Origin of the sequence: Nocardia sp. NPDC052566, assembly GCF_044547285.1 — a bacterium.
In the GTDB taxonomy this organism is placed as follows: Bacteria; Actinomycetota; Actinomycetes; order Mycobacteriales; family Mycobacteriaceae; genus Nocardia.
The window spans coordinates 679,512-703,842 of sequence record NZ_JBIUAF010000004.1 but is presented as its reverse complement, the minus strand read 5'-3'; the positions used below and the strand labels follow the sequence as shown (position 1 = coordinate 703,842).

General features: G+C 66.0%; 20 protein-coding genes. 11 read left to right on the top strand and 9 right to left on the bottom strand.

The annotated features are described in order from the left end of the window. Positions 1-20: 20 nt before the first annotated feature. From ACIG5A_RS23055 to ACIG5A_RS23025, 7 genes are all read right to left on the bottom strand, one after another. Entirely contained in the window at positions 21-338 is a 318-nt protein-coding gene (locus tag ACIG5A_RS23055) for a WhiB family transcriptional regulator (RefSeq protein WP_397243195.1), read from the bottom strand. A 406-nt stretch (positions 339-744) separates the two neighbouring features. After that, positions 745-2,235, bottom strand: a complete 1,491-nt coding sequence (locus tag ACIG5A_RS23050; RefSeq protein ID WP_397243193.1) for a flavin-containing monooxygenase — start codon at positions 2,233-2,235, stop codon at positions 745-747. Further along, a complete protein-coding gene (locus ACIG5A_RS23045) occupies positions 2,232-4,115 on the bottom strand; it encodes an acyl-CoA dehydrogenase family protein (RefSeq protein ID WP_397243191.1) in 1,884 nt (627 codons plus the stop codon). The genes ACIG5A_RS23050 and ACIG5A_RS23045 overlap by 4 nt, the downstream gene beginning before the upstream one ends. Positions 4,116-4,152: 37 nt before the next feature. Next, a complete protein-coding gene (locus ACIG5A_RS23040) occupies positions 4,153-4,917 on the bottom strand; it encodes a phosphohydrolase (RefSeq protein WP_397243189.1) in 765 nt (254 codons plus the stop codon). A 431-nt stretch (positions 4,918-5,348) separates the two neighbouring features. Next, complete coding sequence (locus ACIG5A_RS23035; protein ID WP_397243187.1) at positions 5,349-5,936, bottom strand: phosphohydrolase; 588 nt, start codon at positions 5,934-5,936, stop codon at positions 5,349-5,351. A gap of 528 nt (positions 5,937-6,464) precedes the next feature. Next, positions 6,465-7,271: a hypothetical protein gene (locus tag ACIG5A_RS23030; protein WP_397243185.1), complete on the bottom strand. Its 807-nt coding sequence runs from the start codon at positions 7,269-7,271 to the stop codon at positions 6,465-6,467. A 559-nt stretch (positions 7,272-7,830) separates the two neighbouring features. Beyond that, on the bottom strand, positions 7,831-8,682 hold the full coding sequence (locus ACIG5A_RS23025; RefSeq protein WP_397243183.1) for an MspA family porin: 852 nt from the start codon (positions 8,680-8,682) through the stop codon (positions 7,831-7,833). An 835-nt stretch (positions 8,683-9,517) separates the two neighbouring features. Between ACIG5A_RS23025 and ACIG5A_RS23020 the strand changes: the two genes are divergently transcribed. The 11 genes from ACIG5A_RS23020 to ACIG5A_RS22970 all read left to right on the top strand — a co-directional run bounded on the left by ACIG5A_RS23020 (position 9,518) and on the right by ACIG5A_RS22970 (position 22,777). Then, positions 9,518-10,705: a lipase family protein gene (locus ACIG5A_RS23020; protein WP_397243181.1), complete on the top strand. Its 1,188-nt coding sequence runs from the start codon at positions 9,518-9,520 to the stop codon at positions 10,703-10,705. Then, entirely contained in the window at positions 10,702-10,926 is a 225-nt protein-coding gene (locus tag ACIG5A_RS23015) for a hypothetical protein (protein WP_397243179.1), read from the top strand. Before ACIG5A_RS23020 ends, ACIG5A_RS23015 begins: the two co-directional genes overlap by 4 nt. Positions 10,927-11,386: 460 nt before the next feature. Further along, a complete protein-coding gene (locus ACIG5A_RS23010) occupies positions 11,387-11,659 on the top strand; it encodes a hypothetical protein (RefSeq protein ID WP_397243177.1) in 273 nt (90 codons plus the stop codon). A gap of 216 nt (positions 11,660-11,875) precedes the next feature. Continuing rightward, positions 11,876-12,709 carry an oxygenase MpaB family protein gene (locus tag ACIG5A_RS23005; protein ID WP_397243175.1) on the top strand — a complete coding sequence of 278 codons (834 nt, stop codon included), beginning with the start codon at positions 11,876-11,878 and terminating at the stop codon, positions 12,707-12,709. Positions 12,710-12,967: 258 nt separating this feature from the next. Further along, the gene (locus ACIG5A_RS23000; protein WP_397243173.1) at positions 12,968-13,417 is read left to right on the top strand and encodes a hypothetical protein; all 450 of its coding nucleotides are present in this window, start codon (positions 12,968-12,970) and stop codon (positions 13,415-13,417) included. Positions 13,418-13,432: 15 nt separating this feature from the next. Next, on the top strand, positions 13,433-14,917 hold the full coding sequence (locus tag ACIG5A_RS22995) for a class I adenylate-forming enzyme family protein (protein ID WP_397243171.1): 1,485 nt from the start codon (positions 13,433-13,435) through the stop codon (positions 14,915-14,917). Continuing rightward, entirely contained in the window at positions 14,914-18,264 is a 3,351-nt protein-coding gene (locus ACIG5A_RS22990) for an amino acid adenylation domain-containing protein (protein WP_397243169.1), read from the top strand. Before ACIG5A_RS22995 ends, ACIG5A_RS22990 begins: the two co-directional genes overlap by 4 nt. A 13-nt stretch (positions 18,265-18,277) precedes the next feature. Beyond that, entirely contained in the window at positions 18,278-19,186 is a 909-nt protein-coding gene (locus tag ACIG5A_RS22985; RefSeq protein WP_397243167.1) for an oxaloacetate decarboxylase, read from the top strand. Next, entirely contained in the window at positions 19,183-20,463 is a 1,281-nt protein-coding gene (locus ACIG5A_RS22980; RefSeq protein WP_397243165.1) for an MFS transporter, read from the top strand. The genes ACIG5A_RS22985 and ACIG5A_RS22980 overlap by 4 nt, the downstream gene beginning before the upstream one ends. Before the next feature lie 35 nt (positions 20,464-20,498). Next, positions 20,499-21,938 (top strand): hypothetical protein, encoded by a 1,440-nt coding sequence (locus ACIG5A_RS22975; RefSeq protein ID WP_397243163.1) that lies wholly within the window; start codon positions 20,499-20,501, stop codon positions 21,936-21,938. A gap of 248 nt (positions 21,939-22,186) precedes the next feature. Further along, on the top strand, positions 22,187-22,777 hold the full coding sequence (locus tag ACIG5A_RS22970) for a hypothetical protein (RefSeq protein ID WP_397243161.1): 591 nt from the start codon (positions 22,187-22,189) through the stop codon (positions 22,775-22,777). A 20-nt stretch (positions 22,778-22,797) separates the two neighbouring features. On the opposite strand, the gene ACIG5A_RS22965 is transcribed toward ACIG5A_RS22970, so the two are convergent. Continuing rightward, entirely contained in the window at positions 22,798-23,316 is a 519-nt protein-coding gene (locus tag ACIG5A_RS22965; RefSeq protein WP_397243159.1) for a hypothetical protein, read from the bottom strand. A 190-nt stretch (positions 23,317-23,506) separates the two neighbouring features. Then, positions 23,507-24,190 carry a hypothetical protein gene (locus ACIG5A_RS22960; protein WP_397243157.1) on the bottom strand — a complete coding sequence of 228 codons (684 nt, stop codon included), beginning with the start codon at positions 24,188-24,190 and terminating at the stop codon, positions 23,507-23,509. Positions 24,191-24,331 lie beyond the last annotated feature (141 nt).

Genomic DNA, 24,331 nt, shown 5'->3' with positions numbered 1-24,331 from the left:
GTGCATGACATCGGCCAGCGTTACGACGCTGTCTGGTTGGCGGGTGCGGTGACTGCGGTATCGGCTCGGTCTGGTGGGTTGGTGGTGCCCCGGCCGTGTTTCCGTGTCCACTTCCGTTTGAGGCGGGTTCTCTCGTTGTCGGACATGCCGCCCCAAATCCCGTAGCTCTCACCGTTGTTGAGGGCATCGGCAAGGCATTTAGCGCGGACCTCGCAGCGCGCGCAGACTTTCTTCGCCGACACCGCCGACCCGCCCAATTCGGGGAAGAACACTTCGGGATCGGTTTGCGCGCACAGCGCCAGCCGTCGCCACTGCTCATCGCTGCTGCTTGTGTTCATCGGTGCCAGCCGACGATCGCGGCGTCGCTGATCGCAGCGCGCGATGGCCGTTGAGTGGGCAACCCATCGGCCACTGGCCAGCGGGATCTTCTGGTCATCGGGGTCGCCTCTTTCTCAGGCGAGTGCTCAGGGTCTCCATGGCCTGGTACCGAGCTCTCGGGAACGTTCGCTGTCGGTGTCACCGTCGCAACGAGGTTCTCCACCAGCAGGTTTCGCCAATACAGGTGCAGCAAGTGGCGTAAGTGCCGCCCCTGATCGAGAGGTCGCGGCGCGAAATGGGGGACGTCACACTCACCTGGTGACGGGTTGGCCTGGACGTGCCGGTTACGGTGAGTCGACTGTCTTCAGCGACCCACCAGGTGATCGCAGTGCCGATACCGGCTGGGCGCCTGGCATGCGAGTCGCGCTACAGCACACGGGATTTCGCGGTCGCTTCGACCGGGATGAACGCGGGCGCGGGATCGGTTCGGGTTGCGCGGTCGAAAGCCTTGCTCGACAACGGCCACGGGTTGGTGACAACTCCGGTGGAGTTCTTGAACCAGCTGTGCGTGCCCGTCGGCCACACGGTGCGCGCGATCGCTGCGCGCAGCCATCTCTGGTACCGGGCCATCGCCTCCGGGCTTACCTCGATCGGGGCGCCGAGGCGTTCGCTCAGATGGATTCCCGCAATGATGTAGCGGGTTTGGAAAGCCTTGAGCGACGGATTCGAACCGGCCGGGGTGAACGAATTCGGCCCCGCCACCAGCCACATCGACGGAAAACCCGGAACGGCCAAACCCATGTATGCAGTGGCGGCGTCGGCCCACTGCTCGGCCAGCTCCATGCCTCCGCGGCCGCGGACACTGATCCCGGCGAGAAACTGTGATGCGGTGAACCCGGTTGCCCACACGATCGCATCGACGCTGTGGTGGACGCCGTCGACAGTCGTGATCCCGCCCGCGGTGACATGGTCGATCGGGGTGGTGACGAGCTCCACGTTCGGACGGGTCATCGCCGGATAGAAATCGTTGTCGAGCACGATCCTTTTCTCGCCGATGCGGTAGCGCGGGGTCAGACGCGAACGCAACTGCGGGTCACGGACCTTGCACCACAGGTGCGCGTGCGCTGCCCACCGCGCTGGCCGTGCCGACCAGCCGCCGATCATGATCGACGGCAGTAGCAGATCCGTGCCCTGGTAAAGCGCCGCGCGATAGAGCGGATGCAATGCCGGAACCCGGGCCAACGCCGCACGGGTCACCGGCCCGAACCGTGGCGCGGGTTTGGGCAGCACCCACGCGGGGCTGCGCTGGAAAACCCGTACGTGACGGGCGGTCCGAGCCAGGTGTGGCACGATCTGCGCCGCACTCGAGCCGGTGCCCACGATCGCCACCTCCCTGTCGGCCAACACGGCGCTGTGATCCCAGCGCGCGGAATGAAACGCCGGTCCGGTGAAGCCCGTGCGGCCCGCGATGTCGGGTAGGTGAGGGTTGTGCAGTTGTCCGACGGCCCAGATCAGTGATTCGGCGCGATATGTTCGGCCGTCGTCGGTGTCGATGGTCCAGCGCCCGTCGCCGTCGCTGTAGGTGGCAGCCAGGACGCGGGCGTTGAGCTGCAGGTGCTGGCCCAGCACAAACCGATCGGTCACCGACCGCAGATAGTCGAGGATTTGGCGCTGCTCGGGATAGCGGATGACGGGATCGCTCCAGGGGGCGAAGTGGAACGAATACAGATGCGAGGGCACATCGCAGGTGCAGCCGGGATAGGTGTTGTCGCGCCACACCCCGCCCACGTCGTTGCCGGATTCCAGGATCATGAACCGGTGGATGCCGGCGTTCTTCAGCGCCACCCCGATCCCGAGGCCGCCGAACCCGGCGCCGACCACCACTACCTTCAACGAGGTCGGATCCAGCGAGCTCACCGCGGCGTGGCCACGGCATCAGCGGCGGCCGGGAACCGGTCGTCCCATCCGGCGTAGGTGCGCCACCAATCCAGGTAGTTCCTCGACAGCATCGGGGCAGGCAACGGTGGCACATCGAATGCGGAGACGAGCAGGGGCAGCTCGGCGGCGATGACTCTGCGAAGCCGCGACAGCTGGTGCGCGACTTCGGCCGCGTGTTGACCGGTCCACGACCCGTGGGCGGTGTACCAGCCAGCATGTTCCCAGATTCGTTCGCAAGCATAGAGATCGGCGATGGTGGTGATCAGATCGTGTGCGAGCGGGTTGGTGAGCCGGGCCGCGGCCGCGCGCAGGGCATCGACCGCGAGGCGCTGCGCGGTGGCTGTGGCCACCTCGATCGCGTGCGAGTCCGGCCCTAGCACCGCGGCGCCGTCGATGATCCCGTCGCGGGCGTCACCGGCCAGCGCCTGCTCCCGCTGCACCAGCAGCTGATCCCACCAGCACCGGTCGGCGGGCGCACCGGGCACCTGCAGCGTCGAGATGTCCATGGTGTCGGGTGCGCGACCGAGGGCCACCTGGCGCGGTAATCGACCCGCCGCCACCTGCAGGACCTGTGTTTCCCCCTCGGCGGTCAGGACACCTTCGGCGTTGCCCAGCCAATCCACCACATAGTTGACCCTCAGCGCCGCTTGAGCGCCGCCACGCTGGCGGCAGACGTGCAGGACCCGATGAGCTGTGGTCGACAGCAGCGGTTTGCCCACCAGCGCCCACACCCCGCTCGGCTGGTCCGGGTCGGTGTCGGCGGCCATCTGCTCGACAATCACCGCGCCCAGAGCAGACATGGCGTACACGGCGGACACCGCTGTCGCCAGATCCTGTTGCACCGCATCCCGATCGGCCATCCTGATCCCGCCGACCGGGCGCCGTGTCGCGCTGTAGTTGACCAGCATCGCCACCGCGGTGCGGGCGGTGGCGACCGTCGCGTTGGCCAAGTCGATCCGCCCACCGGCCAAGGCCGCGATGGTGCGGTGGAACCGCTGTCGGCGGCTGAGCGCGCACACGAACTGGTTGTCCTCGCTGACCCGAGCCCACTCACCCGCCAACAGCGCATCGCGGGGCAGGCGCACATGATCGAAAGCGATCATGGCGTGATCCATAGCCGCCCAACCCTTCTCGGGCAGCGGCACCACCTCGACGCCCTCGGCCAGGCCGTGCTCGGACCTCAGAGCCATGACGAAGGCGAACACACCTTCGTCGCGGCCCTGGACCAGCGCACGCGCGGTCACCACGGTCACCCGCTGCGCCCCCACGCCCGCCATGGCCACATTCGGCATGAATTTCGCCGCGTAGATGCCGGGCGTGGACAATCGCCAGCACTGTTCTCGGGCATCCCACTCGGCGGTCGTCTGCACGTCGGGTCCGTTGGTGCCGCCGAGTTCGGTGTGCGCCAGCACCCCGAGGGCAGTCCCGGTCTCCAGCAGAGCGAGCAACCCTGCTTGGTAGGCCGACCCGTTGCCGAGCCGCATCATGCCCGCCAGGGCCAGATCGAAATGGCCGCTGCTCACCCGCAGGAGCCGAGGCGCAGCGACCGCGGCATTGCCGATGAACATGCCACGCAGCCGCGGGTCGGCGGCCAGCACACCTGCCGACCCGCCCAATCCTGCAATTGCGGCCCGCAGCAATTGCGGCCCGCGGGCCGCGTCGGCGGTGTGGGTGAGCCCGTCGATGGGGACGTCACCGAGCGCCGTGACCGCGTCACTGACCAGCCGATGCTGATGGTGCACCTCACCGAAGATCACGCCGCGCAACGCGGCGACGGAGGGGGCGGCGGAGGTGCCCGTCTCGGCGTTGGGCTGCGGCTGGTCCAAGCGGGGCGACAGGGCGGGAGCGAAAATCGTCATGGGAAGCCTTTCGTATTTCGGGGTCGGAGAGGTGGCCCTATTCGGCGAAGGGACTGCTGCGCACGGTGGCTTCCCAATCACCCATGGAGTAGGTCAGCGCTGTCCGCCCGTCGGGAACCGCGGCGACCTCGGCACGTACGAGCCCGATGACCTGGTTTTTGAAGTCGAGGCGTGGATGATCGGCCACGACCTTGCAGATCCAGTCCGGATCGCAGTGCGACCACCGCAACCCGAACAGATCCAGGCTGGCGCCGGCGGACAGCAGCCCAGCGATGTCGCTCAGATCGCGTTCGACCCCTGCGGTGATGTGCTGAGCGATGCCGTCGCGCACCGCGATGACGCGTTCTGGTGCCGCGCCCCAATCGGTGAGCAGACGTTCGGCGCTCTCGGCGGCGCGGACCGCGAAACAGCGTCCCGTCACGGGCTGCTCCAGGCCGCAGTCGTGCAACATCGCCGCGATGAACGCGGCCTCATCGTCCACGGCGGCGCGGTCGTATCTGGCCAGTGCCTTACCGAAAAGGTACGTGCGATACGAATGTTCGAGCGTGGCCGGGCTCAGCACCTCACGTGCGTGTGCCTCGGCTTCCCGCGCCATTGCGGTGGTCGGGAACAATGTGTCGCCGCCCTCGAGGCGGGCGGTGCCGCGAACACCGGCGGCTACTTCGTTGCGGTCCTGGAGCAGACTCGGGAACTGGGCGGCGATAATGATGATCAGCTGCAGCCGCTGCAGGAATCCTCGTCGTGACAGTGACCCGCCGGTGGATTTCGCCCACTCCCAATCGAAACCCGCTGGCACACCCATGTGTCATCCCGTCCATAAAAGCATAGAGCAGGGCGCGAAACATTCCGGCTGTGTGGCACGAATCGACTTCTTGCGAGCGCCCGTTGAAATTCCTGTGCCCTTTATGCTTCCGGTCGCTACCAATCGGCGTCAATGGGTGCGCACGGTACATTGTGTCTGATATCGACAGGTCAACGGACTATCGGTGAGCGTTCCATGGTGCGATGTACATCTTGTCCGGTGCAATCAGACCATCGGACTGGGGGTCATGGTCGGAGCATGACACCGCACAATTCGTACGGCGGGGGGCGCGTATAGGGCGGACGGTACAAGGCAGAAATAGCGCATAGGGGTGGGATCAGATGGTTGTAGGACGGTGACGACGATCGTCAGAGGACGATCGGCGTTGAGGAGATCGTGCTCCTCAACGCCGATCGTCAAATGCCAGGAGGCTACTCATCCCAGGGGGCGTCGCGAATCCAGTTGGCGATGTTGCCTCCCGTCACCAGCCAGTGCACACGACCGCCCTCGACCGCCTCTGCTTCGGCGGTCATCGCCTCGATCGCGACCTCCTTGAACCCCAGACGCGGATAACCGTCCTTCGGGTCCAACAACTCCGTCACCCACCCCGGATCGAACTGAACCTTCATTTGCCCGTAGACATCCACCAGGCCGCCCCAGGCAACGAACATCACAGGCTCGGCCAGGCCTCGACGATAGGAGTCGTTGCGATGTATGTTCATGTGAAGTCCGATCGATGCGCCGATATATTCAGCGAGCGCGTCCGACGCTCCCGCTTCCTGTACGATCTGCATCGCCCGAAACCCGCCCTCCACTGCGAAGCACCGACCAGGAGTCGGTGACTGCAGGTTCAGATCGTGCAACAGGCTCACTGTCAATAACAGTGCATCCAGTTCGTCGTCGATCGGCACGTCCCATTTCGCCGCCATCGCTTTCGCTAAATAATAGACGCGGTAGCTGTGATTGAGCACGGATTCAGACAGCAGCGACTTGGCGGCTGACTTCGCCGCGAGCGCCAAATCGGTAGCGGGCAGTTTCTGGGGGTTGAGATCCGTTCGGACATTCCCTCTGGGAAAACCCGGGGATTTGGCTGCCGAGAGATCTATCCCAGCCTCTGGGATGCCTCTCCAAAAATGTCTGGCGTAACTGTCTCGCTGGTCTGGCGACATTATTCCGCCGGTCCTCTTCGCCCATTCCCAGTCGAGCCTCTCAGGTGCCAAGTCCGCCATCGTTCCTCCTGTCCGGATGCCTCAGGCAGCCTGGTATGCATCCGGTGTCGTGCCCACAGTTCGATCCCCGGTCGATGACGTGTATCAGCGTTGATACGAAGACTTGGTGTGGGATTGAGGATCCCGATTCCAGCTCGATGCATCCGACCTTGTCCGGACTCCAGCGTTTCAAGCTGCGGCCGGGCGCGTCAACGGGTCACCGCCGGACATTTGGTGCGATATCAGCACGGCTGCGGACGGGGTGTGCGGAGGCCACAGGGTTCCGGACAGATTGTCCGGAACCCTGTGTCGGGCGTCACAACACTGCGTATATGGTTGTCACGCAGCGAATTCGAACTCAGGGTCGTAGGTAAGGCTGTAACCGCTGAACAGTGTGGGCGGGTGATACAGATGAGTGGTACCGCTGATATACCGCCGATAGGTCTTGTCAGGCATTCTCATGATCAGATCGGTGTTCAGCACCAAATGCTCGGGCGGATCGGTCGTCCAGAAGTGATCGAACTCGGGATACTCCGAGCAGTTGTCGATGAATTTCTGGAGTTCTTCGTCGGGAACGATGCCTCGACCGATGTTGGCTACTGCGGCTATCAGGATGTGGGTGCGAAGGCGCCAATTATGAATCCGCAGGCGCGCCCAATCGCTGCTGAGCATCCACTCTGCGACATTCATACCGACGTCGAGTCCGGGGAACATTTCGAGGAACTGGTCGTTCGCGCCGAGTAGATTCCACATAGGTTCACTCAGATATGCGGCGGGCGTCCCGTAACTTCGGAGCACCTTCATGTTATCTGCCGACGGCATCGTCGGTAGCTCGCCCCAATCGAGCTGCCACAGCTCGGGGCTCATGAGCTTGCGAATCTGATCGCGATAGTAGTAGGAAATTCCGACGGCCTCGAACCACAAAGCGAGCATTTTAGGTGTCGGCCATCGAAGGCCGCTCTCTTGTTTCGCTAGGTTCGAGGCCCCGACGGTGACCTCGTCCCACCCCATGTGCGGCTGGGACTTCTCCTTCAGCTTGCGGATCTCCTCCATCTTCTCGGCGAGTCGATCGAGGCTGTCCCAGCCCGCCGTCTTACGCCGCTCCCGCATGTACAACCCGAGTCTTTTGGAGACGTCTCCAGCCACATTCCCTCCACTTCACCGCGATCCCCGGCAACGCCTCGCCGAAGCGGCGCTCACCCCCGGACAGTTCCACGCACTGTAGCGGCTGACCAGTCTGCAGGAAAGTCAGACTCCACCCCGGCAGCAGGCGAGCGACCGGCGGCCGGGTGGCGAGGCTCGGATTGTCAAGGGGCCCACGGGACCTCCGGAATCTGAGGACCGCCAGGCTCGTGCGCCAGGCTGGGCAGCACACCACCCGCCCCCGCGGTGCGGCGTTTGGTCGTCGAGGCAGGCGTGGACATCGTGCCCGGCGGTTCGGGACCGCGTGGCACGCCCGGCGGCACCGAGGTTGTTGGTGGGGCGGTGGTCGTGCCAGTGGATGTCGGCCCGCCCGTCTGGGGCGGCAGTGGCAGTGGCCGCACGCCGTCCGGCGACGGCAGGCCCCTCCACTCGGCGACCGGCGCGACATCCACAGAACCGGGGGATGGGGAAGCGGATACCGCAGTAGCGGCCAATCCGCCGCACACCACGCCCGCCGAAACCAACAGCCCCAGATACCATTTGGTCACAACGTCCTCCCGACCTAGATGAAGAATGTGTCGGTGTAGACCGTCACGCCGTCCTTGCCGGCCTGCGAGTCGATGGACACGCTCGCATACGGCAGCACTTGAGCCGGGCCCAGGCAACCATCCACCGCCACGTGAGTGTCACGAATCCGCAAGACGGTGTCGGCGGCCTCGAGGGTCTTCTGGGCCATCGGGTATGCCTTGATCTGACCGGGTGACACCGACGCCGAGAAGCTCGGTCCGGCGGTCGCGCCGATCTCACCCCGAGGGACCAGCGGCAAGGGAAACCCGGGCTCGATACTCGCCCGCGGACCGATGCTGCCCTGAAAACCGACCGTGACCGAATTCAGATCGGCGAAGCAGCCGATCACATAGCCGACCGACACCTGGGCGCCTTTGAGCCGAGAACCCTTGCCGTCCACAGTCACCGACGCCCGCAACGACCCGAAACCTTCCCGGCTCGTCCCGGCCAAGTTGATCGGCGCCACGCGAGTCCATTCGGGCTCGAGCCGCAACGTGACATCCCAGCCGTCCTCGGTGGTGATCACCCGCTCCCGCGGTGCGAACGTCACCAGCTCCGCATGAGCTGCCGTCGGCATCCACGCCGACAACACAGCCCCCAGAAGCGACCCCACAACGACAGACTTCACCTTCATGGCAGACTTCGCCTTCATCAGGAATTCCCCAGCTTTCTCGTGTGCTGACCGGATGTGAGAACCGCGCACTTGCAGCGAATTGGTCCGGTGCCCGAAAGTGAAACATGAACCGGTATGTGGAGGCAATGCGCGGAGCTGGAATTCAATAGAGACGTCTGCTGGTCGAGCTAGCAGACCGGACATCCCGTCCGATGCGATGATCTCGACGCACACACGGTCCATGCAGGTTTCGTGACGTTCACCGGCTGTCCGGCGGCAAATCCAACCGTCACGGCCTGTCCGGAGAGAATGCATAACTGGACTGAATGTGCGGGACTTCGTAATTGACAATCGGTGATCACCAAACAATGCTTGTTTGCAGTTCCGGCACTCACTCGGGGGAGATGGTGTAATCCGTCACCAGAAACAATGTGCCATTTCCGGATTCTCGGTGAACTGCCGGAACTGTATCGGATTCACCTCAATCGGCCTGCGGCGGTGTTCGCACCGTCAGGCCGTTTTTCAGCGGAGAGGCAGGACTCTGCCGTGAAAACGGTCGCTGACGCATATCCGCAGGACGCTGGCCTCGCCGACCGGGCAGCGGGCCGCGAACCGCGTGCGACCCACCATCGCCCAGGAGCGAGCGCCAGTGCCGCTGCTCGCTTCTGGGGCCCCTGCCTCGTTGATTCGCCTCCTAGCCCGCCGACCACGTTCATCACTGGTCGGCTCGCACGCGCTGTCCGCGTCGTGCACCCCACAGAAAGGAACTCATCTCCATGGCAGCTGTTCTCAACCTCCTCAGCTCCGGATCCTCAGCCCTGGCCAGCGGCATCGACATCGTTGGCGGCGTGCTCAGCATCCTGCGCAGCTTCCACATCATCTGACCGGCTACCACGAGCTGACCGGCGGAAACGCGGGCGGCTTCAACAGCTTTCGGCACACCTGCCGGTGACCCGCCGCCACGGCTGGGCACCGGGCCAGGCCTGCATCCCACGCCGCATCCAATCGTGCTGGCGGACCCAATTCAACCAACCCGGAGAGTGACTTCGTCGTGCACCGAATCCTTGGCTTGAGCATCGCGGCCCTGACCTGTGCCACCGTGATCGCCGCCGAGGGCCTGACTCAGGCCGCCCCGGTCGCCCTGCCGATCCCAGTTGCCGACCAATTCTTCTCCGCCCCAGCAGATCTCGATACCAGCCGACCCGGAGATGTGCTGCGATCACGGCCGATGCCGCCGCCGTTCGCAGTGCTCGCCGAGGTCACCCAGCTGGTTTTCCGCTCCACCGACTCACTGGACCGCCCCATCCCCGCCGTCGCCACCGTGCTCTCACCACCGCAGCACCGGCCCGACGCCCCGGTGCTGGTCTACGACCACAGCATCAACAGTCTCGGCTTGCGCTGTGCCCCAAGCCAAGCGCTGTGGTCACCAGACCCCAACGTCGCCCTGCGCGAAGCGCCGCTGTTGAACGCGATCCTTGCCATGGGCTGGACGGTAGTGCTGCCCGACCACCTCGGCCCACGCTCGGCCTATGGCGCCGCGCGCCTGGGCGGCATGATCACCCTGGACTCCGTCCGCGCCACCCAACGCCACACACCGCTGGCAGCGGCGAACAGTCCAGTCACCATCGCCGGATACTCCGGCGGTGGCATGGCCGCTGCGTGGGCGGCGTCGCTGGCGCCCGGCTACGCACCCGAGCTGCGGCTCGCAGGCGCGGCCATCGGCGGAGTACCGGCGAACCTGGAACTGATGGCCGAAGCAATCGGCCACGCCCGCCACCCAGCCTTCGGATTGGCCGCTGCCTCGGCGTTCGGCCTCGAACGCGAATACGGCCGCCAGCTTCCGATCTCGGACTACCTAACTGCCGAAGGCGTCCGCTTCCAGGCAGCGATGGCCAACGCGTGCGTCAACGACATCCTTGCCCTCGGACTCGGCCGCTCAGTGGGCGACTTCGGCAGTAACTTCGACCTCTTCTTCGCGCCACGCACCCGAGAAATACTGCGCGCCAACAGCATCGAGTTCGCCGACGCACCGCAGACCGCAATCTTCGAATGGCACTCACCGACAGACCCATTGCTGCCAGTAGCCAACCTCGACGCCACGATGTCGCGCTGGCGCGCCGAAGGCACCCCGGTCACCACCGTCCTCACGCCCGCTCCCGAACACCTCAGCGCCGGCGTGCTCGGCATGCCCGCCGCCATCGGATTCCTCGCCAGCATCGTCGCCGCGACACCACAAGGAAACGAGCCCCAGCCGTGAGCCAGCGCATCGACCTGAACAACCTCACCGCTCAGCAGTGGCACTACTCGCAGCTGAGCTGGAGCGAACAGGCTGGCGACACGCGCAGTGCGGATCAGCTGCGTCGGCTCGGTCCGCCTGCAGCGCAACCCCGCGACGGATACATCGGCCGCCTCGCCTATCTGCTGCACCACCCGACGATCACCCCGCCACGCCGATCCACGGCTGCAGAGGACCTCTGATGTTCACCACTATCATCCCGGCACCTACTGGCCCGGCGCGCCGCGGACACCGCGCCGCCGTCTACGGGCCACCGGCGGAAACTCTTGCCGTCGAGCGGAACTGCCCGACCGGCGACTGTCCGGAGCGCCAACAGAAGAACCCCGAGATGGTGCGGCGTGGCCGCTGCACACGCGGCGTCGGCCGACCTCGAGCACCGGGGTGAGGCGCACACCCGAGCTGCCGCGACCAACAGCCCGCTCACCCAAGCAGATTCGGATGGAAACCTGTCGCCACCTCAGCGGCGACGGTGCCGATGAACCTCGAACCCAGCACACCAGGGTCGACGGACTTCGTGCCCACCGCAATCACGACACCGGGTGCTCAGCGAGCTATCGGAAGCGACCACGACCTGGTCGCAGCCCGCGACCAGCACAACCGTCCCGCCCACCCGCGGGACCGTGATTCAGGAGAACACTCACGATGATCAAGAAAGCAGTGATCGCTGCGGCGATCGCATTCGCCGCAGTTGCGAGTGCCGGAGCGGGGCTGGCCAATGCAGGTCCAGAAGACCCGTGCTGGAACGGATGCTCAGTCCCGTTTCATGAGGACTGTGTGCCCTTGACTGGCTGCACACTGCCCCAGTGGGCTCCGTTCGACCCGAACAACATCGATCGCAATGGCGCGCTGCCACCTGATCCGACCTGGGATCAGGCAGCGGGACCTGAACCGGCCTCCACCGAGCAGCACTACTGACCCAGCGGTCTACGGAATGACGCCGAGCGCCCAGTAAGTGGCCCGGCACAGGCGCCGTGCCGGGCCACCCAGGCGCCCCCGCCAAGCAACCGCCACCAACCAAATTGCGGGATCCGAATAGGAGATGAGCAGATGACAGCCTCGCTCGGGCCCACACCGCCACCATCACCGCCGCGGCCCCTGCCTGACCGCGCCCCTTTCGGACCCGGCTCGCACATGTGGGAAGAGACCGGGCTGATCACCCACTTCCTAACCGCGGGGACAGGATTCGTTCTGCAGACCATGGAGCCTGCGTTCTCCGCAGTCGCGCAACAGTACTCGACCGTCCACACCGACCCCACAGGGCGGGCGCTGCGGGCAGCGGCATCGGTGATGGTGTGGATTTACGGCGGGCAGCAGGCGTTGTCGGAGGCCGATCGACTCCGCGAAGCGCACGCCGGACTCAACACCGTCGATGACGACGGTGTGCGATACACCGCCCTGGCCAGCGCCGCGTGGGCCTGGGTGATGCACGCCCACTTCTATGCCTACCTGGCCCGCAACGAGTACTTCGCCCGGCACCGGCTCACCCTCGCCGACAAGCACGCGCTCTACCGGGAGATGGTGCTGCTCATGCGCAACATGCTGGTGGCGCCCAAGGAGATTCCCGAAGATTTCACTCAGTGGCAGGCATGGTTTCACACACAGATCGACACCCACCTGCGCGACACCGTCACCGCACACGACTACCTCGCGGTCATTGGAACGATCGCCCCACCTCACCATCTGCGCGGCTGGGCGCGACCGGTGTGGCGGATCGTCACGACACCGGTGCGTCCGCTGCTGATCTTCTGCACCATCGGCACCCTCCCGCCCGCCGCGCGCCGCAAGCTCGGCCTGACATGGACCCAAGCTGACGAGCGCAAACTGCGGGCCTTGGGCTGGCTGATCGGCCACAGCGTCGCACTGCTTCCCGAACGGGTGCGCTACCTCCCGATCGCCTACCAAGCCCGCCGGATGGAACGCGATCGGCAACGCCTCGATGCCGCCATCCTCAGTCGGCCGATCTGAACGCCCGGCAGCCATGATGAGCCATCAACTGATCGCCGAGATCATCGCCACCGCGCTCGCCGTCATGACGGCGACCATGTCCGTGATCGGCGCGCGCAGACCACGACGCCGCACCCTTGTACCCACCGCAGGTGAACCCGCACGCTCTGTCGTCCCAGCCCCGACTCGACTGCACAACAATGCTTTTCGCCTCCGCCCTCGAACCCTGCGGCAGGGGCGCCGCGCCAGCCACGCCCACCGACAGACGGAGAGGTGAGGATGGCCCTGGACAGTGAACCCTCCCACGTGTCGATCGCGTTGGCCGCCGCCCGCGGCACGCGGCCCCGATCCGACGGGATCGTTGTGGTGCTGCTGCGCGACGGTGCCGCCGAAGGTGTCGTGCACCAGCCGATCGAGGCCCTCGACTGCGTCGCACTGACCGTAGCCGCTTACAGCTACGACGCAGTCACGATCATTGCGGTCGCCTCGCTGCGTGCCGCTCGCGCCGGCCAGATCATCCTCGGCGCCGACTCGGTGCGCACTCATCTCGAACGCGCAGGGATCACCGTAGTGGCCGCGATCCACACACCATCTCTGCACGACGGCGTGTGGGCGAATCTCGGCACTGACGACGACCCCGCCGGGGTGCTGCCCGCAGCCCGACACCACCGATTCGGCGGACCGCCACGGCCGTGGAACAAGCTGCGCCGCAGCCTGTTCGGCCACTGACCCTCAGGAGCACCTGTGGCCCAACACATCCCTCCCCTGACCTCAGCCGTCAACGGACTGACCCGACCGTCAGCATCGGCGTTGCAGTCACCCGACGCGGAGGGGCTTACCTATGGTCGACTCCGATCCTTGACCGACCAAGTCGCGGCCCGATTTCACTCGGTCGGGATCGGACCAGGAGACATAGTCCTCGCGGGGCTGCCCAACAGTCCGGCATTCCTTGCCGTGCTCCACGCCACTTGGTCCCTTGGAGCAGTGTGCGCGCCGATGAATCCCCTTCTGACGCAACGAGAAGCCCGCGCGATTATCGATCTCGTCCAGCCGCGGATGATCGTGGCCACCGCCGATCTGGCGCCGGGCGAGGTGGCGGTGAGATGGGCGGATCCGTGGGGCGATCCGCCGGACATCGATCGGTCCCTGTTGCGCCCGGTGGTGGCGGACTCAGGAGTGTCCGATGGGGATCGACTGGTGTTGTTCACCTCGGGAAGTACCGGCTCCCCGAAGGGAGTCGTACTGACCGAAGCCAACGTGACCGCCGGAATCGCTGCTGTCGCAAAACATTTCGCCCTGGCAGAGACTGATCGGACGCTGGCCATGTTGCCATGGAGTCACGGCCATGGTCTGTTCGCGTCGGCGCTCGCCCCGCTGAGCGCCGGTGGCACGGTCGTGCTCACGACACCTCAGGATATGCAGCAGCAGCCCGAGCGCCTGCTGGCGACCGCACAGCCGACTTGGATGACGACCGTGCCATCCCAGCTCGCCTATCTCGTCGAGGCCTTCGAGCACTCGGGGACGCGGGTGTCGGGTGTCCGGGTTGTGCGTACCGCGTCGGCGCCGCTGCCGCGCGCTCTCGCTGTACGCGGCGAGCGCGTCTTCGGGGCCCCGGTGGTCGAGGCGTTGGGAATGACGGAGACCAGCCACCAGGCGGTCGCGGACTCGCCGTCATGGAGCCGTGTCATGGGCACTGTAGGAACCGTCAGTCCGGGCGGGGACATGCAGTTCCGGCTCAGCGGCGAAAATATCCTCGGCGGAGGCCGATTGGAGGCGCGTGGGTCGCAGCTTTTCCGCTGCTACCTGCGCGCCTCGAAAGCAACGGCCGACGCGATGACCGAGGATGGCTGGTTCCGGACAGGTGATATCGCCGCCATCGAGGAGGGCGGCCGCCTGCGAATCATCGGACGCTCCACCGAGATTGTGAATCGCGGCGGCGCCAAAATCGCGCCCGCCGAAGTCGAAGGCGTACTGGCCGAGCACCCCGATGTTGTCGGCGCACTGGTCACCGGCGTGGCACACCCGACGCTGGGACAAGAAGTCGTCGCGGCCGTCGTGATGCGCGAAGGCACGAAGGCCCGGCCTGCGGATCTGATCCAATACTGCCAGGCCAGTCTGATCGGGGAAAAGGTGCCCGGCCGGATCCTCGCGGTCGACCAGCTGCCCGCGCTGCCCAACGGCAAGCCGAGCCGTCGGGCGGCCGCAGCGTTGTTCGAGGCGACGCGGTGACCGCCCGAGCAGGGCAGATCACCGCGGTGCTGCGCGACATCTGGGACGAAACGCTCGGCTGCGCTGTCGGCGATACCGACACCCTGCACGCTCTGGGCGGGACCTCGCTGCATGCCCTGCAAATCGCGGCCCGTATCCACGCCGAGCTCGGTGCAGCGGTGCCGGCGTCGACGGTGTTCACCGTCGACTTCGCGGACCTGGCCGCCGAACTCGCCCGGTGTGTGGGAACCACCCGGCCAGCCGATGACGACCCCAGCATGTCCCACGGCTGCGATGTCGCACCGCTGTCGACCGCACAGCGGCGACTGTGGTTTGCCCACGAAATCGCCCCTGACAGGCCGGACTACCACGTGGGGTTCGCGTTCAATCTCACCGGCGCGCTCGAGGTGGACGTCCTCAATCGTGCCCTCGACAGCCTGGTCGCCCGCCACCGGATCCTGCGGGTCGTCATCACCCGTGACCGCCAGGGCGAGCCTCTCCAGCAGGTGCTCCCCGCACGCCCTGTCCGGGTAACCGCGGAACCGACACCCCCGGCAGCGTTGGATGCGGCTGTGCGGGAGGAGGTTCGGCGGCCCTTCGACCTCGCCCACGGTCCGCTATGGCGTGCTCGCCTACTCACCCACGCGGACGACCGGCATGTCCTCGTGGTCACCTGCCACCACTTGGTGACCGATCACCAGACGAGCCAGATGCTGTTCCGCGAGCTCGCGGGCCACTACAACGCGCTTCGGGCTGGTGCGGCAGTGCTCGAAATCCCTGACAGGCCTGACTATCTCGACTACGCCGCCAGCGAGCAATCCCAGCGGACACCACAGCAGCGGACCGCAGCGCTCGAGTTCTGGACCGACGCATTGGATGCCTCCGGGATTCGGCCGTTCGATCTCGCACCGTCGCCGGGGCCCGGCGGTGACACTGCCCGCGCGCGGGCCGCAATGCGCGCCGACCTCACCACGGCGCTGAACGAGCTCGCGCTGCGCTGCGGTGCGAGCTTGTTCATGGTGATGCTCGCGGCCTGGCAGGTGCTGCTGTGGCGAATGTCGGGCCAGCGCACCGGCATCGTGACAGTGCCGGTGACCGGACGGACACGACCCGACAGACAGAATGTGGCGGGCCCCCTGCTCAATCCGCTCCCGTTTCCTGTCCAGATCGACCCCGCGATGCGGTTTACCGACCTGGTCCGGCGCGTGCGCGACACCGCGTGGGGCGTGGTCGAGCACGACCTGCCGGTCGAAGAGCTCATCGCAGCCCTTCCCGCCACCCACGACGGCGCGGGCGCGGCGCTCGAAGCACTGAAATTCACCGTCGAGGACGGCGACCCTCACACGGCGCTGCGTTTGGACGGCCTCGACGTCACCCCACTCGACATCGAAACCGGTTGTGGTCGTTTCGATTTGGGTCTCGAGGTCACTCGCGAGGCACACTCCGAGAGGCTGACGCTCACTCTCACGTGGCGGGAAGGTCGCTACAGCGACTCCTACGCGACGGCGATGCTGTACCGCTATCTGCGGTTGCTGTCCGCCGTGGTCGACGAGCCCGAACGGTGTGTACGCGAATTCGATGTGGTCGATCCGCTCGAACGGCCCTGGCTGCTCGCTCTCGGCCGTGGCGACACCGCCCCTGCCGGCGAGCTGGTGCCGCAGCTGGTGGCGCGCTGGTCTCGAACCACACCTGACCAGCCTGCTGTCGCCGATGAGCTGGTCCCGATCACCTACCGAGACCTCGATCAGCTCGCGGGCCGGCTGGCCTGGGCGCTTGGCCGGGCTGGCGTCGGCCGCGGGGACCGCGTGGCCATTCTGCTGCCGCCGTCTGCGTGGTATCCGGCGGCGGTGGCGGGGATTTGGCGGCTCGCGGCCGCCTACGTGCCGCTGTCGGTGGACTGGCCGCCTGAGCGGCTGCGCTGGGTGTGCGCGAACAGCGCAGCCGTAGCGGTCGTCAAGCTCGGCGCGCACCCCATCGATGAGTGGTGGCATGGCCCGCAGTTCAGCATGGACAACCTGCCGGACGCCGTCGCCGATGCCGCGCCGCTGTCCGGGCTCGATCCCGCCTACGTCATCTACACCTCCGGCACCACCGGCAACCCCAAAGGGGTTGTCGTCCCACACAATGCGCTCGCCAACGTCGCAGCGTGGCATCGGCGCAGGTTCGCCGTCGAACCCCACGACCAGGTCTCGCAGGTCTTCGCGAACACCTTCGATCCGGCACTGCTCGACACCTGGTCCGCCCTGTCTGCGGGCGCCACTTTGCATATCGCCTCCACCGCGCAACGACACGACGCCGACCTGCTCTGCCGTTGGCTGCGCGACCACCAGATCACGATCGCCGGGGTGCCGACAGGGCTAGCCGAGGCGCTGCTCGATCTGCCGGACCTCGCGGGCCTCCCGTTGCGGAGCATGCTGGTCGGCGGCGATCGCCTGCATTGGAGCGCAAGCGAATTCGTGCCGTTCGAGGTGGTCAATGTCTATGGGCCGACCGAAGCGACGATCTGGGCCACCAGCGCCACCGTCACCGAGCGCACCGACCATCACCCGCCACCGATCGGCCGACCGATGGACGGCGTCGCGGCCTACATCCTCGACGAGCGACTGCGACCGGTCCCGGTCGGTGTCGTCGGTGAGTTGTACCTGGCAGGCGCCGGGGTAGCGCTGGGCTACCAGGATCGGCCAGGACTCACTGCGGAGCGCTTCTTGCCCGATCCGTTCGCGCCGTCGCCGGGGCGTATGTATCGGACCGGGGATCTTGCCCGCTGGCTGTCAGACGGCAATATCGAGTTCCTGGGCCGCGGCGACGATCAGGTCAAAGTCCGCGGGCACCGCATCGAACTGCAAGAGGTCGAGGTGGTGTTGCGTGAGTGTCCAGCTGTGCAGCAAGCCGTTGCTGCCGTTCGCGATCAGCGACTGATCGGCTATGTGGTCGCCGCCGGGAACATCTCGGACCTGACCGCCCATATGCGAGTCCGGCTGCCCTCGCACCTTGTACCGGACGTCATCGTCGCGATCGATGACCTGCCGTTGACACCGAACGGCAAAATCGACCGCGGCCGCCTCCCCGACCCTGCGGCCGAACGGCCGAGCGAGTCGATCCCGCCGCGCACCCCGCTCGAGCGGAACCTGTGCGCCATCTGGTCGGACCTGCTCGGCGTCGACGAAATCGGTGTCCGCGACAACTTCTTCGAGCTCGGCGGACATTCCTTGTTGGCCATCAAGACCGCGATAGCCGTGCGCACCCGACTCGGCCGTGACCTGTCGGTGCGCACAATGCTCGACCACCCGACCATCGAGGGCTTGGTGCAGCACCTCGAGACCACTCCGATCCGACACGTCGACCACCCCCACACCGTCGGTGTTTAGAAAGAAGGACCCTATGACCGCAACCGCCCCGGCTCGCCTGCGTGGCCTGCTGAACGCGCCGGGGATGACCCTGGCCGCCGGCGTTTTCAACGGTTTCAGCGCCCAGATCGCCCTGGACGTCGGATATTCAGTGCTCTGGGCCAGCGGCTTCTGCGCCGCAGCGAACAAGGGCCTGCCCGATATCGGTGTTGCCACGATGACCGACATGGTCACCAGCGCGGCCACCCTGGTCGAGGCGGTCGGCCCCGAAATCCCGATCATCGCCGACGCCGACAACGGCTACGGCAACTCGGTCAACGTCCGACGAACCGTCCGCGCCTTCGAACAAGCCGGTATCGCGGGCATTCAACTGGAAGACCAGGTCTCGCCGAAACGGTGCGGATACCTCGAAGGTAAGAAGGTCATCTCCCAGCGCGCGATGGAAAAGAAGATCGACGCCGCCTGCAAGGCTCGACGGAATCCGGATTTCGTGTTGCTCGCGCGCACCGATGCGCGCGCGGTGCGCGGACTGGACGAGGCGATTCGCCGAGCCGACGCATATCTCGAGGCTGGCGCGGACCTGATCATCATCGAGGCTCCCCGCTCACTGGAGGAGCTGAAGCAAATCGGCCAGCACTTCCGAGACAGGCCAGGCAGGCTCGTATTCAACCGAGTCGTCAGCAACGTCAGCAACATCATTCGATGGCCGGACACCGCCGTCCTCGAGGGACTCGGTGCCACGCTGCTGCTGGATTCGACCGCCATTCTTGCCGCCGCCGCGCACGGCACGCAGATGATGTTGCGACACCTGATCCACGGCGGCGACCCAGCATCGTTCGAACAGCAGTTCAACTTCCAGGAACTCACCGCGATGACCGGGTTGCCGGAGCTACAGCGTTGGGAAGAGGAATTCGACGACGACGAGGTCGCGGTAGCGCTGTGACCGAGCAGGCCCTCGCCCCGCCCCGCCGCCCCTCCTCGGCCGCCGCGTCGCAGGGTCACTATCGCTGGGTCGTGCTAGCCGTCGGCATCAGCGCCCAGGCATCGTTCACTGCGCTGGCCCAAGGACTGCCATCGGTCGGTCCCGGACTGCAAACGCAGTGGCACCTCACACTGCCCCAGCTGGGTGGGCTGCTGACCGCGGCGTCTATCGGGGCGGCCGTGACAATGCTCCCGTGGGGCCTGGTTACCGACCGTATCGGTGAACGCACCGTGCTCACCATCGGCCTCGCCGCGGCGGGGACTGCCACCGGCTTCGCGGCGGCGGCTTCCAGCTACCCCGTCGTACTGGCATTGCTGATCGTGGCCGGCTTGGCTGGCGGCTGCACGAGCGCTGCGACTGGCCGTGCCGTGATGCGGTATTTCGCGAGCACCGAACGCGGGCTCGCACTCGGGCTGAGGCAGACCGCGCCGGTGTTGGGTGCCGCCGCCGGGGCCGCCGCCCTGCCCTCGGTAGTCGCCGCATGCGGTGTCAGGACCGGCCTGCTCGCGCTCGCGGCCGCGATGTCGGTCGGTGCGTTCATGAGCGCAGCCGGACTGCGGAGGACGCCGCCGTCGCCCTCGGGTCCGCGGAGTGCTGGACGGCAGGTACTCACCGACCGGCGTATGTGGCGTGTGGTCGCATCGGCGAGCTTGGCGGTCACCGCCCAGACCACCCTTGCCGTCTACTTGGTCGCCTACCTCGTGCGTGACCTGGGCTGGGACGCGGGAAGCGCGGCAGGTGTCCTGACCGTGTGCCAGCTGGCGAGCGCGGTGGCCCGCGTTGCCGCAGGCAGGTGGTCGGATCGACTGCGATCGCGCACCGTACCGATACGACGCCTGACCATGATCACCACCGTCGGCCTCCTGGCCTTGGCCGCGTCTATCAGCGGACCCACGATCGCGATCTACATCCTCGGTATCGCTGTATTCGTCACGGCCAGCAGCACTTACGGCCTGTTCGTCACCGCCGCCGCAGAGATCGCCGGCACCGACCGCGCCGGAACAGCCACCGGCCTGATCAACGCAGCCATGTACGGCGCGGGAGCGATCGCACCGATCGGCATCGGCGCTACCGCCAGCGCCGCGGGCTGGCAGACCGGGCTCCTAGCTCTTGCGGCACTGTCCGGCGGTGGCTGGCTGCTCAGCCGCACGCTACCCGCCAGCCTCCACGGTGACCCGCGAGATACCTTGTCTGCCTTACACATTGCCGTCCCGGCGTCGCCCACGTCGCGGCCCTGACTCCTCGACCCCATGTCGACCCGAAGGTGCTGTCCATGGCTGTATCCACCCCGCAGGCCGAGCGGCTCAGGTCCGCACCGGTTCTGCTCGTTACCGGCTCGGCCGTCGCCTGGGCGGTGGTACCAACCTTCTTCACCGCGCTCACCGCCACGACCCTCGCTGGAATAGCGGTGGCGGTGGCATTGATCAACGCCACCAAATCGATCACCGCGGCCGCGGCGGTCCTCGTGATCGACGCCCGACGGCTCCGGCTGCGTCGCGCACAATTCCGCCGAATCATGGTGCGGCACAGCAGATCAGCGCGGTTGCTCGTCGCTGACGGCGTTGCGATGATGGTCAGCGACCTGTGCTTTCTTGCCGCGTTTGCGTGGGTCGGTGGCAAGGGCGCTGCCGTCACGCTGATCATCAACGGCTGGCCTGTCCTGGCCGCGATCCTGCTGAGCCGCTGCCTTCCGCGATTTCGGATCATCTCCGACGCCACACGCGCTGGCGCGCTGCTGGCCGTACTCGGGCTGGCCGTCATCATCGCAGGCACCCACTCGGCCGGACAGACCTCCATCACCGCACTGGTGCTCGCGGGCATCGGCGTCACGTTCGAAGCGGCGACCGTCGTGATCCACCAGCTTGTCCTCGACGAGACCGGACCCGACCTGTCAGCACAGCCGCTCTGGCAAGCGACACGCAGCGGCGTGGCTGCCACCGCCGCCGCAGTGGTCGCGACGATCATCGCGACCTGCTCGACGGAGCCGCTCGAGCTGCCGCAACTGCCACTCGTACCGCTCGCTGCGGCCGGTGTGCTGTGGACGGTCTCGGCGATCCTGTTCCATGTCGGAGTCAGCCGCAGTGCCAACCCATTCATTGCGGCACCTTGGCTGCTGACGCCCCTGCTGTCCGCGGTCCTGGTCGCGGCGAAGACCGGTCAGCTGATGCCCGCCAGTGTTATGGCCGCTGCGGTGATGACGCTGGCGGGCAATGCCCTGATCTCGCTGAAATCCGACACGACCGATCTGACCGTGCCCGCGGCAGCCACGGTCACCGCGGCGGCCGCGGTCTTCACTATCAGTGGCCGCGCCAGCGCGCACTACGGTGTCGTCCTCCAGATCATGGTGGTCCTGGTCGGTGTCGGATACGGGCTCGTCGCGACGTCGGTCCGCCGACGTCGACAGCACCCGTTCGTTCGAGGTTCGAAGGCAGCCGTGATCACCGCAGGCCTCGGGTTGTGTGTCGTGGCAGTGGTCGCACGACCGGTCGGCGCCATCTACGACCTGGCCGGCCTGCTCGTCGCCGCGCCTGTCCTGTTCGCGATCATCGACGCCTGGCGTCGCACTCCACTGCCGGCCGACCGGCAAGCAAGACCAACCCTCACTGCGCCGCAGCGGCACACAGCCCTCATCGGGTTCCTCGCCGTCGGCGCCGCGTGGCTGGCACTGATGGGCATCGCGCTCACCGGCCCTACCGGCTGGCCCACGATCTAACACCGGGCGGCGGCCGGTAGCATCATGGAATCTGCGCCCCGCTATTGCGGGGATGATCTTGAGAGTATCGAGCGAGCAATCGTGGTACTTCTCTGTTCCCCACGTCTGTGGGGGTTGGTCTGAAGGCCGAATTCGCCGCAGGGCAATACGGTGCCATGTCGGCGACCGCTGCCCGAATACGGGGATATGCAACCAATCCCAGAATCTGTCGAAGAATGATGGGCATCCGCACGATGAGGAGATTAATCATGGACACAGCATCGGTATCGTTCCCATCGATCGCCGGACTCCCGCACAATAGGCCCGTCGATCTGATGGAAGTCGTGCACGCCTTCGAGGCTCTGAAGGTTTCCCCGGATGCTGCCATTTGCCCATGGCCCGATGATGAATCCCGCGAGCAGGCCGTCGCAGAGCACGCCCTGGTCGTCATCAACGAAAACAACTTGGCCCGTGTGCTGATCACAAAGGATGCCCTCACGGCAGTGATGCGCTCACCACAGGGAGACCCCGACAAACTACTGCGCTACTTCAGTAACATGGCTTTCACCCGTGTGGTATTTCGGTCGGGGCCCAAGCAGTTCCAGGCATACATGGAGGGCGGGACATGGTTCGAGGGCAGCTTCAGGCCTCTCTCGGCGGTATCGGATAACGGAACCGACGCATATACGGCCCTCGCGGTGATGCGTGCTTACCGGGGCGCCAAAGACGTCGTAATCACACTGTGGTCACAGGTTGCGGACACCGCATTGGCGGCCGACACGGGTATTCAAGAAGAATGGGCGCGGCATTATCGCCTCGCCATCGGGCCCCTCGATGGCGAGCATAGTCGGCCGCTGTGACAGACGGAATTCATTAGGCCCTAGATGGATAGCGCTGCGGAGCCAGTGCTTGACACCCCGGCCATGCTGTAGAACGGCGGGGGAAGGATGCGTCCTGTATGCAGGTCGAACGCCACCGGCGTGCTTACCTGGAACTCATAGACGTCATGGCGGCCGGCCGCGTCGGTGGTGGTGATCGGCACCGTGTCGGTCCAAGCACGGTCCAGCTCAGCCGGATCGGGATCGATGAGCAGTGGCGTCACTGCGGGATTCTCCGCGGCGCAGGAATGCAGGATCGCAGCAGCGCGGCCGTTGCTGCCGTGGCGGCGAATACCGGCGAGGTACCACAGCAGCAGCTGCCGTGCGGTGCGTCGCCAGTGCGGCATCTGAACCGCACGCGGATGCAGACACACCCATTGGATAAGGTTCCCGCCCGGTTCGAGACCCGCGAACACTTGCGGCCATGCCGTGTTGGTGATTACGACATCCCAGTCCAGCGTCAGGTTCGCGGCCGGGCCGGAACGCGCATCGATGTCACGAGAGTCGTGCATATCGGGCATTCGAGTGGGAATCATCGGGTGGGTCTCTCCGGTCAGGGCTATCAGGATGGCGACGGCAGTGTTTCACCAATGGTGCACTGCCGTGGCAGTGGCTCCCCATCGCTGTGGCGTCGACCGCATCGACTCCACGAGATGAGAACGCCGCTGCTGCCGAACCACCCGGGTCATCGAGGGCGCATCCTGATGACGATCACAGGTTCACTGGTTTGCCGCTGATCCATTCCGCGAAGTGGGCCGCGGCATCACCGAGAATTTTGCGCGTACTTTCAGGGTCGGTGACACTGTTCGACGCGTCGACTTGAATGATCCAGTCGGGGGAGTCGCCTGGCCTGGCCGACGTCGACCGGGTGTCCGCGCAGCGCCGCTGCATCCGAATGAGATGGGACTTCCACTCGGCGACGAGGGCGCTGGGACCGCTGTTGGCGACCTGGATGGTGTCGTCGAGGGGCCTCAATTCGGTTGTCCAGACGGCCGTTTTGCCTGTTGATCGGAGCCGCTGTAGCAGCTCCTGCGTGATCGCGCATGCTGGCTCCGTTCCGGCACGCCCTGGCACTGATGGATCGGCCGGGCGGACGACATCGAAGATGTTCAGGGCGCTGGTGGGGTGCTTGTTCGCTTCGGCGGTGGTCGCAGCAAAGCTGATGGACGCCAATGGATCTGCGCCTCGGACAGCTAGGTTGCACTGCGGCATCCCCACCGCTGACGTGCTCTTTGCTGCGCTGACCGTGATTCCCGACCAGTCGATTCCAGGGAAGGCGCGGTACTTCCGTTGGTAGCTCTGCAGGATGCTCAGGACGGCATCCGAGAGTGCTTTGGGGCATGGGTCGTTGGTGAGGCTAGCGGCGAAAGCATCCTCGGATGCTTTGTTGTCCAACTGGATTGGTGAAGGTGGCAACGGCAGCGGTGTCGCGCCGGCGGTGGGGGGCGGCTGGGTTGTGTTTTTGGGGTCGGAGCTGCTCCCGCAACCTGCAAAGAGAACACACATTGCTGTGACGGCAACAGTCAGCCGTGCTGT